The following is a 13,905-nucleotide window of genomic DNA, read 5'->3' on the forward strand; positions in this document are numbered from 1 at the left end:
TTGCTCAGGCCGGGCGCAGCCCGCGCTCCAGCCAGAGGCGGCTGGCCAGGGTCACCAGGGCGTCGAGCAGCAGCGCCAGCAGGGCGGTGCAGGCGGCACCGAGGATCAGTTGCGGCTGGTTGTTCAGGGCGATGCCGGGGAAGATCAGGCTGCCCAGGCTGTTGGCACCGATCAGGAACGCCAGTGGCGCGGTGCCGACGTTGAGCGCCAGGGCCACCCGCACGCCGCCGATGATGATCGGCACGGCGTTGGGCAATTCGACTTTCCACAGCACCTGGCGCGGGGTCATGCCGATGCCGGTGGCGGCCTCCTTCAGCGAAGCCTCGACGTTCTTCAGGCCTTCGTAGGTGTTGCGCACGATCGGCAGCAGCGAGGCGAGGAACAAGGCCAGGATCGCCGGCCCGGCGCCGATGCCGAGAATCCCCAGGGCGATGGCCAACACCGCCAGCGGGGGCACGGTATTGCCGATGTTGAAGACCTGCATGAAGCGTTCGGCCCGCGCGGCCATGGCCGGGCGACTGAGCAGGATGCCGGCGGGAATGCCGACGACGAGCGCCGCGAACATCGAGGCGAGCACCAGGTAGAGATGCGCTTGCAGGTAGAACCACAGATCGGCCTGGTAGTGCTCGATCGTGCTGATGCCGATCCAGTGGATCAACAGGGCCAGGAGCGCGATCACTGTCACGCCTCCCATAAGCCCCTTGCCATAGCGATTAGCCACAGATGGACTCCTTTTTTCGGTCGGCGAACACTTCCCCGTGAGGCAAAACCATTCCTGGCTGGCGGAAAAGATGTTCGCGAAGAGCAGCCTTGTCCCGGCCGATAAACGGCCATGGGAAAGGCCATGAGCGCCGCCCTCGTCAGGCTAACTGACTGATTTTTCTACACCTGACGAAAGGTCATGACAGGGGAGTGGACGTCTGTGATGTTTAAAAGGTTCCGCAATTGGCAGCATTTGGCCATCTCGCCGGGGGGCAGCCGGAGGGCGTCGGTCGGGCTGGCGGTGGCCGCTGGAGTGCAGTCTGGTCTATAATCTGCGCCCTTTTTTTGAATCACCTGTCAGGCGATTTCCCATGACCAACCAGGCCGCCGAAGTCGCGAAACGCCGCACCTTCGCCATCATTTCCCACCCGGATGCGGGTAAGACCACCATCACCGAAAAGCTCTTGCTGATGGGCAAGGCGATTTCCGTGGCCGGTACGGTGAAGTCGCGCAAGTCCGACCGCCACGCCACCTCCGACTGGATGGAGATGGAGAAGCAGCGCGGTATTTCCATTACCACCTCGGTCATGCAGTTCCCGTATCGCGAGCACATGATCAATCTGCTCGACACCCCTGGCCACGAAGACTTCTCGGAAGACACCTACCGGACCCTGACCGCCGTGGACTCGGCGCTGATGGTGCTCGACGGCGGTAAGGGCGTCGAGCCGCGGACCATCGCCCTGATGGACGTCTGCCGCCTGCGCGATACGCCGATCGTCAGCTTCATCAACAAGCTCGACCGCGATATCCGCGACCCGATCGAACTGCTCGACGAAATCGAGGCGGTGCTGAAGATCAAGGCCGCGCCGATCACCTGGCCGATCGGCTGCTACCGCGACTTCAAGGGCGTGTACCACCTGGCGGGCGACTACATCATCGTCTACACCCCGGGTCACGGCCATGAGCGCACCGAGGTGAAGATCATCGAGAAGCTCGACTCGGCGGAAGCCCGCGCCCACCTGGGTGACGAGTACGAGCGCTTCCTCGAACAGCTGGAACTGGTGCAGGGCGCCTGCCACGAGTTCAACCAGGAGGAATTCCTCACTGGCCAGATGACCCCGGTGTTCTTCGGTACCGCGCTGGGCAACTTCGGTGTCGACCATGTGCTCGACGCGGTGGTCGACTGGGCGCCGATGCCGCTGGCCCGTGTGGCCAACGAGCGTTCGGTGGAGCCGGTGGAGGAGAAGTTCACAGGTTTCGTGTTCAAGATCCAGGCAAACATGGACCCCAAGCACCGCGACCGTATCGCCTTCATGCGTATCTGCTCCGGCAAGTACGACAAGGGCATGAAGATGCGTCACGTGCGCACCGGCAAGGACGTGCGCATCGGCGACGCGCTGACCTTCTTCTCCTCCGAGCGTGAGCAACTGGAAGAGGCCTACGCCGGCGACATCATCGGCCTGCACAACCACGGCACCATCCAGATCGGCGATACCTTCACCGAAGGCGAGGCGCTGGGCTTCACCGGTATCCCGCACTTCGCCCCGGAACTGTTCCGCCGTGTGCGCCTGCGTGACCCGCTCAAGTCCAAGCAACTGCGCCAGGGCCTGCAGCAACTGGCGGAAGAGGGTGCGACCCAGGTGTTCTTCCCCGAGCGCAGCAACGACATCATTCTGGGCGCCGTCGGTGTGCTGCAGTTCGATGTGGTCGCCAGCCGCCTGAAGGAGGAATACAAGGTCGAGTGCTCCTACGAGCCGATCACCGTGTGGTCCGCGCGCTGGATCGAATGCAGCGACAAGAAGAAGCTCGAGGAATTCAGCAACAAGGCGGTGGAAAACCTGGCGCTGGACGGCGGCGGTCACCTGACCTACCTGGCCCCGACCCGGGTCAACCTGGCGCTGATGGAAGAGCGCTGGCCGGATGTGAAATTCCGCGCCACTCGCGAGCATCATTGATTCGCCATTGGCGGATGTGATGTAGCTCCACCGAGAACCCCGCTGCCTGGCAGCGGGGTTTTTGCTTATGGCAGCAGCCAAAGCCTTGATCGTTCCCACGCTCCGCGTGGGAATGCAGCCCGTGACGCTCTGCGTCACAAGAGCGAACGCCGAGCGTGGGCTGATCGTTATTCCGTGTGATGGTCGATGACCTGTTCCAACGATCAGTCGCAATCGCTCTAAAAGACCGTCCCAAGTTTCATGTAGCCACCATGGCGAAGTCGCCCGTCCGGGACTAGGTTCAGTCAAGGTCGGTGCGTCACCGTGTCGGCAGCAAGGGTGATGACGATTCCACTACCGAGGAGCCGGGTGGCAATGACGGCGACAAAGGTGACAGCGATACCTGAACCATGAAAAAAGCCCCTGCCGCCAGGTCGATGCGCAACCTGGAAGCAGGGGCCGGTGCAGCGGTTTCAGCGCTCTCGCAGGTTCTGGAGAGCGCTTTTTTGCGCCTTACAGGAACTGTTCGGCGTAGTGGCAGGCGACCTGGCGGGTGTCGACCTGGCGCAGTTCCGGCAACTCGGTCGCGCAACGCTCGGTGGCGTAAGGGCAACGCTTGTGGAACGCGCAGCCACTCGGCGGGTTGAGCGGGTTGGGCAATTCGCCGGCGATCTTGATCTTCGGCTTCAGCGGGTCCGGGTGAATCGCCGGGGTCGCCGACAGCAGCGCCTGGGTGTAGGGGTGCAACGGACGCTCGTAGATGTCTTCCTTGGGGCCCATTTCCGCAGGGCGCCCGAGGTACATCACCAGCACCTGGTCGGCGACGTGGCGCACCACCGCCAGGTTGTGGGAGATGAACACGTAGGCGGTGTTGAACTCCTGCTGCAGGTCCATGAACAGGTTCAGCACCTGGGCCTGGATCGACACGTCGAGCGCCGAGGTCGGCTCGTCCGCCACCAGCACCTTGGGCTGCAGCATCATGGCGCGGGCCAGGGCGATCCGCTGGCGCTGACCACCGGAGAACATGTGCGGGTAGCGCTGGTAATGCTCAGGGCGCAGGCCCACCTGCTTCATCATCGCCTGGACTTTCTCGCGGCGTTCGGCGGCCGACAGCCTGGTGTTGATCAGCAGCGGCTCGCCGAGCTGGTCACCGATCTTCTGCCGTGGGTTGAGCGAGGCGTACGGGCTCTGGAACACCATCTGCACGTCCTTGCGCAGTTGCTTGCGCTGGGCCTTGTCGGCGCCGGCGACTTCCTGGCCGGCGATCTTCAGCGAGCCGGAGGACGGTTCCTCGATCAGGGTCAGGGCGCGGGCCAGGGTGGACTTGCCACAGCCCGATTCGCCGACCACGGCCAGGGTCTTGCCGGCCTCCAGCTCGAAGGACACACCGTTGAGGGCGCGCACGGTGGCGTGGCCCTTGAACAGGCCACGGGACACTTCGTAGTGACGGGTGAGGTCGCGGGCGGTAAGAACGACGGCCATTACGCCACCTCCTGGTTCAGCGGGTAGAAGCAACGGGCAAGGCTATTGGCTTTCGGGTCCAGGGCCGGACGCTGCTGCCGGCAGTTTTCCTGCACGTACGGGCAGCGTGGCGACAGCAGGCAACCCTGCGGCCGGTCGTAGCGGCCGGGCACGATGCCCGGCAGGGTCGACAGGCGCTCGGCTCCCAGGCTGTGCTCCGGGATCGCCTTGAGCAGCGCTTCGCTGTAGGGGTGTGCCGGGATGTCGAACAGGCCGGGGACCTGCCCGACTTCCACCGCTTGCCCGGCGTACATCACGCAGACCCGCTGGGCGGTTTCCGCCACCACCGCGAGGTCGTGGGTGATCAGTACCAGGCCCATGTTCTGTTCCTGCTGCAGGCTGATCAGCAGGTCCATGATCTGCGCCTGGATGGTCACGTCGAGGGCAGTGGTCGGTTCGTCGGCGATCAGCAGTTTCGGCTCGCCGGCAATCGCCATGGCAATCGCCACGCGCTGGCTCATGCCGCCGGACAGTTGGTGCGGGTAGGCGTCCATGCGGCTCGCGGCGCCCGGGATCTCGACTTTCTCCAGCAGCTCGATGGCCCGCTTGCGCGCCTGCTTGCCGGACATCTTCAGGTGCAGGCGCAGGACTTCCTCGATCTGGAAGCCCACGGTGTAGCTGGGGTTCAACGCGGTCATCGGGTCCTGGAAGACCATCGCCAGGTCCTTGCCGACGATCTGCCGGCGCTGGCGGGCGTTGAGGGTGAGCATGTCCTTGCCGTCGAAGCGCAGGGCGTCGGCGGTGACGATACCGGGGTGCTCGATCAGGCCCATCAGAGCCATCATGGTCACGGATTTACCGGAACCCGACTCGCCGACGATCGCCAGGACCTCGCCCTTGTTCACGCTCAGGTCGAGGCCGTCGACCACCGGAACGGCGTTCTTGTCGCCGAAGCGGACGTTGAGATTCTTGATTTCTAGCAGTGACATGGGAATCTCCTCAGGCGGCATTCTTGAGTTTCGGGTCCAGCGCGTCGCGCAGGCCGTCGCCCATCAGGTTGATTGCCAGCACGCTGAGCAAAATGGTCAGGCCGGGCAGGCTCACCACCCACCAGGCGCGTTCGATGTAGTCGCGGGCCGAGGCCAGCATGGTGCCCCATTCCGGGGTCGGCGGTTGTACGCCGAGGCCGAGAAAGCCCAGGGCGGCCGCGTCGAGGATGGCCGAGGAGAAGCTCAGGGTCGCCTGGACGATCAGCGGTGCCATGCAGTTGGGCAGCACGGTGATGAACATCAGGCGTGGCAGGCCGGCACCGGCGAGGCGGGCGGCGGTCACGTAGTCGCGGTTCAGTTCGCCCATCACCGCGGCGCGGGTCAGGCGCACGTAGGACGGCAGCGACACGATGGCGATGGCGATCACGGTGTTGATCAGGCCAGGGCCGAGGATGGCGACGATCGCCACGGCCAGCAGCAGTGACGGCAGGGCGAGCATGATGTCCATCAGACGCATGATGGTCGGCCCGAGGACGCGCGGGAAGAAGCCGGCCAGCAGGCCCATCAGGATCCCGGGGATCAGCGACATCACCACCGAGGACAGGCCGATCAGCAGCGACAGGCGCGAGCCCTGGATCAGCCGCGACAGCAGGTCACGACCCAGTTCGTCGGTGCCCAGCAGGAACTGGGCCTGGCCACCTTCGAGCCAGGCCGGTGGGGTGAGCAGGAAGTCGCGGAACTGCTCGCTCGGGTCGTGTGGCGATACCCAGGGGGCGAAGATTGCGCAGAAGATCACCAGCAGCATGAACAGCAGGCCGGCGACGGCGCCCTTGTTGCGGGCGAAGGCCTGCCAGAATTCCTTGTAGGGTGATGGGTACAGCAGGCTCTGGTCGACTGCTGCTGAGGAGATTGGAGTACTCATGAATAGGCTCTCAGCGCTGGTGACGGATACGTGGGTTGGCAAGGCCGTAGAGGATGTCCACCACGAAGTTGACCAGGATCACGATGCAGGCGATCAGCAGGATGCCGTTCTGCACCACCGGATAGTCCCGGGCGCCGATGGCTTCGATCAGCCACTTGCCGATGCCGGGCCAGGAGAAGATGGTTTCGGTCAGGACCGCGCCGGCCAGCAGCGTGCCGACCTGCAGGCCCATCACGGTCAGTACCGGGATCAGCGCGTTGCGCAGGCCGTGGACGAATACCACGCGGGCCGGCGACATGCCCTTGGCGCGGGCGGTGCGGATGTAGTCCTCGCGCAGGACTTCGAGCATCGACGAGCGGGTCATCCGGGCGATCACCGCCAGCGGGATGGTGCCCAGTACGATGGACGGCAGGATCATGTGATGCAGGGCGTCCCAGAACGCATCCGGCTCGCCGCTGAGCAGGGTGTCGATCAGCATGAAGCCGGTCTTCGGCTCGATATCGTAGAGCAGGTCGATCCGCCCGGAAACCGGGGTCCAGCCCAGGGCGACCGAGAAGAACATGATCAGGATCAGGCCCACCAGAAGATCGGCATCGAATATCCGGCAAGGGAGATGCCCATGACCCCGTGGTCGAACAGCGATCCTCGCTTGAGGGCGGCGATCACCCCGGCCAGCAGGCCGAAGACGCCGGCGAACAGCAGGGCGGAGATCGACAGTTCCAAGGTGGCGGGGAACAGCGCAGTGAATTCGGTCCAGACACCGGTGCGGGTGCGCAGGGATTCACCGAGATCGCCGTGGGCCAGCTTGCCCACGTAGTCGATGTATTGTTCGTAGAGCGGCTTGTTCAGGCCAAGGCGTTCCATCGCCTGTGCGTGCATCTGCGGGTCGACCCGACGCTCGCCCATCATGACTTCCACGGGGTCGCCAGGGATCATGCGAATCAGCGCGAAGGTCAACAGCGTGATGCCGAAAAACGTGGGGATCAATAACCCCAGTCGGCGGGCAATAAAACTAAACATCTTGTTGTGTACCTCATCAGCCGGTTAGGCGTGCCGGTCGCGGCCCCGGGTAGGGCCGCTCCCTGCGTGTTTTCTACTTCACCTGGGTCGTGGCGAAGTTATTGGTGGACAGCGGGTTAATGTGATAACCCTCTACGTTCTTGCGCATGGCGGTGAACATCTTGGGATGCGCCTGGTCGACCCAGAGTACCTGGTCGTGCAGGATCTCCAGGGCTTTTTCGTAGAGCGCGGCGCGTTCGGCCGGTTCCGTCCTGGCCCGGGCCTGGTCGATCAGCGTCTGGAATTGCGGGTTGCACCAGCGGCTGTAGTTTTCGCCGTTTTTGGCGGCTTCGCAACTCATCAGCGGGCTGAGGAAGTTGTCCGGATCACCGTTGTCGCCGCTCCAGCCGGCGGACACCAGGTCATGTTCGCCCTTTTTCGCGCGCTTGAGCATTTCGGCCCATTCCATGACGCGGATATCGATCTTGATACCGACCTTGGCCAGGTCCGACTGGATCAGTTGCGCGCCCAGTTGCGGGTTCGGGTTGGTCGGACCGCCGCCGTTGCGGGTGTACAGGGTGAAGACCGTGCCTTCGGGCACGCCGGCTTCCTTGAGCAGGGCGCGGGCCTTTTCCAGGTTCTGCGGCGGGTTCTTCAGCTTGTCGTTGTAGCCCAGCAGGGTTGACGGGTAGGGGTTGACCGCGGCGATGGCGTTGCCCTTGCCGTACAGGGTGTCGACGTAGGTCTGCTTGTCCAGGGCCAGTTCGATGGCCCGGCGCACCCGCACGTCGCTCAGGTACTTGTGCTCGGTGTTGATGGCGGTGTAACCGGTGGCCATGGCCGCCATGCTGACCACCTGCAGGTTCGGATCGGCCTGGATGCTCGGCACGTCATCCGGTTTCGGATACAGCGCCACCTGGCACTCGTTGGCCCGCAGCTTCTGCAGGCGGGTGTTGTTGTCCGGGGTGATGGCGAAGACCAGGACCTCGGCCGGCGGCTTGCCACGGAAATAGTCCGGGTTGGCCTTGTAGCGCACCTGGGCATCCTTGGCATAACGCTGGAACACGAACGGGCCGGTGCCGATCGGCTTGGCGTTCAGATCGTCCTGCTTGCCGGCCTTGAGCAACTGGCCTGCGTATTCGGCGGAGTGGATCGAGGTGAAGGCCATGCCCAGGTCGAGCAGGAAGGGCGCTTCGGGACGGGACAGGGTGAAACGCACGGTCATGTCGTCGACTTTCTCGACGTTCTTCAACAGGTCCTGGAAGCCCATGCTTTCAAAATAGGGGAAGCCCACCGTGGACTGCTTGTGCCAGGGGTGGTTCGGGTCCAGCTGGCGCTGGAAGCTCCAGAGCACGTCGTCGGCATTGAGCTCGCGGGTCGGCTTGAAGTAGTCGGTGGTGTGGAACTTGACGCCCTTGCGCAGATGGAACGTGTACTGCAGGCCGTCGGGGCTGATTTCCCAGCTTTCGGCCAGGGCCGGCTGGATCTCGGCGGTGCCCGGCTTGAAGTCCACCAGGCGGTTGAACAGGGTCTCGGCCGCGGCGTCGGATGTGACGGCGGTGGTGTACAGCACCGGGTCGAAACCTTCCGGGCTGGCTTCGGTGCAAACCACCAAGGGTTTTGCCGAAACGCCGACGGCTATGGTCAGCAGGCTGGCTGCGACGGCCGCCCGCAGGGAAAGCATCTTCATATAAACCCTCCGTAATCAAATGAGCCAGATTAGTCGCTGGGGCCGATTCGTCGAGCCGGCCCCGGCGTCGTTGCCTATCGGGATCCCGGGATCAAAGAATCTTGAACGGGATGGTGGTGACCAGACGGAACTCGTTGAGGTTGCCGTCGGCCTGGTTTTCCGAGGCACGGTGAGTGGTGTAGGTGGCGCGAATGGCGGTGGCCTTCAGCGGACCGCTCTGCACCGCGTAGGAGGCGCCGATGCCGTATTCGTAGTGGTGCTCACCGTTCATGTTGCGCACGTCATAGGCGGTGCCGGTGTAGTGGGTACCGTCGATGCCCCAGCCGCGAGCCTGGTAGATGTTGAACTTCAGGCCTGGCACACCGTATTCGGCCATGTTCAGACCGTAGGCGATCTGGAAAGATTTCTCGTTCGGGCCGTTGAAGTCCGACAGCAGGGAGTTGGCCAGGTAGATGCCGTTGGTTTCGTGCAGGTAGTCGAAGTACTCGTTGCCGTTGATCTCCTGGTAGGAGAAGGTCAGGCTGTGGGCCTGGTGGGTCAGGCCGAAGGACAGCGAGTAGGTGTCGTTGTCGATCTCACCCATCTTCTTTTTGCCGGTGTCGACGGTCTTGTAGTAGTTCAGGCCGGTGGTCAGGCTCAGCACCGAGCTGTCGCCCAGGTCGTGGGTGGCACCGAAGTAGTACTGGTTCCAGAAATCTTCGACGTGGGCGCCGTAGAGACTGGTCTTCAGGCTCTTGAATGGCTGGTAGTTGATACCGGCGGTGTTGACGTGGTCGGTCTCGGCACCGTTGTTGGTGTACTCGGAACGGAATTTCGACAGGCTCTGCTCGGTCCGTGGCGAGACGCGATCGAAGGTGGCGACGTCGAAAGACAGGTTGTTCAGCTCTTCGCTGTGCAGGCTCACACCTTCGAAGCTGGAAGGCAGCGCACGGTTGCCGATGGTGTCGACGATCGGGGTGCTGAAGTTCTGGCGGCCGGCGGTCAGGGTGGTGTTCGACACGCGGAACTTGACGTTGGCCAGGCCCAGCTTGCTCCACTGGCCGACGGCGTCGCCGTCGCTGTGGGTCAGGGTCCGGTTGCCGCCGCCGGCCAGGTCCTTGCGGTCACGGTCCAGGGCGATGGCGTTGTAGGCGGCGACTTCGGTGCTGACGCCGACGGTGCCCTGGGTGAAGCCCGAGGTGTAGTTCAGGATGGTGCCCTGGACCCAGTTGATACGACGTGGGGTCGGGGTCGGGGTGTCGCCGCCTTTCTTGTAGGAGAAACGGTCATCACGGCGTTTCAGTTCGTTGGCGTACCAGTTACGGGTCGTACCGCCCAGGCTCTGGCCATCGATGAAGCCCTTGGCTTCACTCTGGGCATTGCTGGTGTTGAGGCCGGTCGGAATGAATTCCTGGCTTTGCGATTCCGCATGGGCCATGAGGCTGGCACTACTGATTGCTAAGGCTAACAACGCTTTCTGAGAGAGTTTCAACGTAAAGCTCCTTTATTTTCTTTTTTGGTTACCGGCCTTTTAGGTATGCCGGTTGTTTGGGGTGAACTCTTTTTCTTGTCGCAAACGTTTGCTTGGCAGTGATTCGCCGAATTTCGGCTGCAAGATTGCGTGAGGGCGAAATTCGCCCCCAACGCGTGGGTCACGGTTTTTATTGTTCGATACTGACGCCCGAGAACGAGTTGCGACCGAAGGGGCTGACCTTGAAGTCATGCACCTTGGCGCTTAACGGCTGGTTCACCGTCGAGTGGGCGATCGGGGTGATGGGCACCTGCTGCTTGAGCAACTGCTGGGCCTGCTTGTAAAGCACTGTCCGCTGGTCACGGTCAGTGACGATCTTGGCTTGCTTGATCAGCTTGTCGTATTGCGGGTCGCACCACATGGAGTAGTTGTTGCCGCCGATCGCGTCACAGCTGTAGAGCGTGCCGAGCCAGTTGTCCGGGTCGCCGTTGTCACCGGTCCAGCCGATCAGACTGATGTCGTGCTCGCCATTCTTGGTGCGCTTGATGTATTCGCCCCATTCGTAGCTGACGATCTTCACCTTGAGGCCGATCTTCGCCCAGTCGGCCTGGAGCATTTCGGCCATCAGCTTGGCGTTGGGGTTGTACGGACGCTGGACCGGCATGGCCCACAGGGTGATCTCGGTGCCTTCCTTGACGCCGGCGGCCTTGAGCAGTTCCTTGGCCTTTTCCGGGTCGTAGGCGGCGTCCCTGATGGTGTCGTCATAGGACCACTGGGTCGGCGGCATGGCGTTGACCGCCAGTTGACCGGCACCCTGGTAGACCGCGTTGAGGATGCTCGGCTTGTTCACCGCCATGTCCAGGGCCCGGCGCACTTCAGGCTGGTCGAACGGCTTGTGGCGGACGTTGTAGGCGATGTAGCCGAGGTTGAACCCCGGTTTTTCGATCACCTGCAGCTTGGGATCGCTTTTGAGCGCCGGGACGTCGGCCGGGCGTGGGTGCAAGGTCACCTGGCATTCATTGCGCTTGAGTTTCTGTACGCGTACCGAGGCATCGGTGTTGATCGAGAAGATCAGCTGGTCGAGCTTGACCTTCTCCGGGTCCCAGTAGTGGTTGTTGGCGGCGTAGCGGATCTGCGTGTCCTTCTGGTAACGCTGGAACACGTAGGGCCCGGTGCCGATGGGCTGCTGGTTGATCTCGCTCGGGTTGCCGGCCTTGAGCAACTGTTCGGCGTACTCGGCGGAGAGGATCGAGGCGAAGCTCATGGCGAGGTTCTGGATGAACGCGGCGTCGACGCTGTTGAGGGTCATGACCACGGTCAGCGGCCCGGTCTTTTCGACCTTGGCGATATTCTTGTTCAGGCTCATCCCGGTGAAGTAGGGGAACTCGGTGGGGTAGGCCTTGCGGAACGGGTGTTCGGGATCGAGCATGCGGTTAAAGGTGAACAGCACGTCGTCGGCATTGAAGTCGCGATGGGGGGTGAAGTACTTGGTGGTGTGGAACTTCACGCCTTCGCGCAGGTGGAAGGTATACACCAGGCCATCCGGCGAGATATCCCAGCTCTTGGCCAGCGCCGGTGCGACGGTGGTCTCGCCCCGGACGAATTCCACCAGCCGGTTGTAGATCGGCTCGGCGGCATCGTTGTCGGTCGCGGCGGTGTACTGCGCGGTGTCAAACCCGGCCGGGCTGCCCTCGGAGCAGAACACCAGGCTACCGGCAGCCTGGGCGCAAGCAGTGCCCGCCAGCAGGGCGGTACTGATCAAAGCGGATAAAACGAAGGTATGGCGCATGACGATCTCAATCCATTTTTATTGTCGTTGGTGAGCAATTGCCATGTCGTGCTACATGGAAACATCACCAACCCAGTCAGTCGAATACAGCAGTGCCGCTCATCAGCATGTGTCGGTGATGTCCTGACGTTATGGCGCCAAGTCAATGCCGTAAATGCGTAGAGCCTGAGAGAGTTGTAGGAAAAAACTGCGCTTCTGACTCATCTTTCCTAAGTCGGACGGTCAGGGAGAGGGCAATTCCTGCAATTCTGGCGGGTAGCGCAAAGGCGACGTGTTGCGACGTCGCCTTTGCGGGACCTTACTTGCTGACGCTGACGCCGTAGAACGAGTTCAAGCCGAACGGGCTGATCTTGAAGTCTTTCACGGTAGCGCTCATGGGTTGATACACCGTCGAGTGCGCGATCGGTGTGTACGGGACATCATCCTTGAGAATGTGCTGTGCCTGCTTGTACAGCTCGGTGCGCTTGGCCTGGTCGGAGGTCGACTTGGCTTCCTTCATCAGGCTGTCGTATTTCGGCGTGCAGTACTTCGAGAAGTTGTTGCCGTTGATGGCATCGCAACCGAACAGTACGTTGAGCCAGTTGTCCGGGTCACCGTTGTCACCGCTCCAGCCGATGATCATCGCCTGCTGCTCGCCGGCCTTGGCGCGCTTGAGGTATTCACCCCACTCATAGCTGACGATCTTCACGTTCAGGCCGATGTTCTTCCAGTCGGACTGGAGCATTTCCGCCATCAGCTTGGCGTTCGGGTTGTACGGACGCTGGACCGGCATGGCCCACAGCTTGATCTCGGTGCCTTCCTTGATGCCCGCTTCCTTGAGCAGTTGCTTGGCTTTCTCGGGATCGTACTTGGCATCCTTGATGGTGGTGTCGTAGGACCACTGGGTCGGCGGCATGGCGTTGACGGCCAGCTGGCCGGCGCCCTGGTACACCGATTCGATGATCTGCGGCTTGTTCACGGCCATGTCCAGCGCCTGGCGAACGCGCAGGTCGGCCAGCGGGTTGGCGGCGGTTTCGCCCTTGAGCACCGGCATCACGTTATAGGCGATGTAGCCCAGGTTGAAACCGGCCTGGCTCGGCATCTGCAGTTTTGGGTCGGCCTTGAGCGGCGCGAGGTCGGCCGGGCGCGGATAGACGCTGACCTGGCACTCGTTCTTCTTGAGTTTCTGCATCCGCACCGAGGCATCGGTGGTGATGGCGAAGATCAGGTTGTCGATCTTCACGTCTTCAGGCTTCCAGTACTCCTTGTTCCCGGTGTAGCGGATGTTGGAGTCTTTCTGGTAGCTCTTGAACACGAACGGACCGGTGCCGACCGGCTTCTGGTTGATGTCGCTGGCCTTGCCTTCCTTGAGCAGCTTGTCGGCGTACTCGGCGGACTGGATGGAGGCGAAGCTCATCGCCAGGTTCTGGATGAAGGCGGCATCGACGGCTTTCAGAGTGAACTTGACGGTGTGGTCGTCGAGCTTCTCGACCTTCGCGATGTTGGTGTCCATCCCCATGTCGGTGAAGTACGGGAACTCGGTCGGGTAGGCCTTGCGGAACGGCATGTCCTTGTCGAGCATGCGGTTGAAGGTGAAGAGCACGTCGTCGGCGTTGAAATTGCGCGTCGGCTTGAAGTAATCGGTGGTGTGGAACTTGACCCCTTCGCGCAGGTGGAAGGTGTAGGTCAGGCCGTCGGGCGAAATGTCCCAACTGGTCGCCAGGCCAGGAACCACGGCGGTGCCGCCACGTTCAAACTGGCTCAGACGGTTGAAGACGGTTTCGGCAGAGGCATCGAAGTCGGTTCCGGCGGTGTATTGGCCAGGATCGAAACCGGCCGGGCTCCCTTCGGAGCAGTACACCAGGTTTGTCGCTGCGAGGGCGAACGGTGCGCAGGCCAGGAGGCCTGCGCCAACAAAAAACGGAATGACTGCTTTTTTAAGCATTGGTGGCCTCATGATTTGTTGTCATTTTTGGTTGTGAGGACGACC

9 protein-coding genes and 1 pseudogene are annotated in these 13,905 nt (G+C 62.3%); 1 reads left to right on the plus strand and 9 read right to left on the minus strand.

All coding sequences use genetic code 11. The annotated features are described in order from the left end of the window. Positions 1-4: 4 nt before the first annotated feature. On the minus strand, positions 5-694 hold the full coding sequence (locus ACZ5KU_RS04560; RefSeq protein WP_192842710.1) for an ABC transporter permease: 690 nt from the start codon (positions 692-694) through the stop codon (positions 5-7). A 379-nt stretch (positions 695-1,073) separates the two neighbouring features. Between ACZ5KU_RS04560 and ACZ5KU_RS04565 the strand changes: the two genes are divergently transcribed. Next, on the plus strand, positions 1,074-2,657 hold the full coding sequence (locus tag ACZ5KU_RS04565; protein WP_054058528.1) for a peptide chain release factor 3: 1,584 nt from the start codon (positions 1,074-1,076) through the stop codon (positions 2,655-2,657). A 492-nt stretch (positions 2,658-3,149) separates the two neighbouring features. Here ACZ5KU_RS04565 and ACZ5KU_RS04570 read toward each other — a convergent pair whose 3' ends face one another. The 8 genes and pseudogenes from ACZ5KU_RS04570 to ACZ5KU_RS04605 form a co-directional block, all read right to left on the minus strand. Continuing rightward, complete coding sequence (locus tag ACZ5KU_RS04570) at positions 3,150-4,118, minus strand: peptide ABC transporter ATP-binding protein (RefSeq protein ID WP_054058532.1); 969 nt, start codon at positions 4,116-4,118, stop codon at positions 3,150-3,152. Next, positions 4,118-5,086: an ABC transporter ATP-binding protein gene (locus ACZ5KU_RS04575; RefSeq protein WP_017902286.1), complete on the minus strand. Its 969-nt coding sequence runs from the start codon at positions 5,084-5,086 to the stop codon at positions 4,118-4,120. The genes ACZ5KU_RS04570 and ACZ5KU_RS04575 overlap by 1 nt, the downstream gene beginning before the upstream one ends. A gap of 10 nt (positions 5,087-5,096) precedes the next feature. Continuing rightward, entirely contained in the window at positions 5,097-6,008 is a 912-nt protein-coding gene (locus tag ACZ5KU_RS04580) for an ABC transporter permease subunit (RefSeq protein ID WP_054058533.1), read from the minus strand. Between the two features lie 10 nt (positions 6,009-6,018). Further along, positions 6,019-7,028 (minus strand): annotated as a pseudogene (locus ACZ5KU_RS04585) (ABC transporter permease subunit). Between the two features lie 73 nt (positions 7,029-7,101). Further along, positions 7,102-8,697 carry an ABC transporter substrate-binding protein gene (locus ACZ5KU_RS04590; protein WP_054058535.1) on the minus strand — a complete coding sequence of 532 codons (1,596 nt, stop codon included), beginning with the start codon at positions 8,695-8,697 and terminating at the stop codon, positions 7,102-7,104. A 91-nt stretch (positions 8,698-8,788) separates the two neighbouring features. Beyond that, positions 8,789-10,168 carry an OprD family porin gene (locus tag ACZ5KU_RS04595; RefSeq protein WP_054058536.1) on the minus strand — a complete coding sequence of 460 codons (1,380 nt, stop codon included), beginning with the start codon at positions 10,166-10,168 and terminating at the stop codon, positions 8,789-8,791. A 169-nt stretch (positions 10,169-10,337) separates the two neighbouring features. Beyond that, on the minus strand, positions 10,338-11,936 hold the full coding sequence (locus ACZ5KU_RS04600) for an ABC transporter substrate-binding protein (protein ID WP_054058537.1): 1,599 nt from the start codon (positions 11,934-11,936) through the stop codon (positions 10,338-10,340). A 298-nt stretch (positions 11,937-12,234) separates the two neighbouring features. Continuing rightward, on the minus strand, positions 12,235-13,860 hold the full coding sequence (locus ACZ5KU_RS04605; RefSeq protein WP_054064153.1) for an ABC transporter substrate-binding protein: 1,626 nt from the start codon (positions 13,858-13,860) through the stop codon (positions 12,235-12,237). Positions 13,861-13,905: the final 45 nt, after the last annotated feature.

This window comes from Pseudomonas sp. Tof1 (assembly GCF_055390395.1).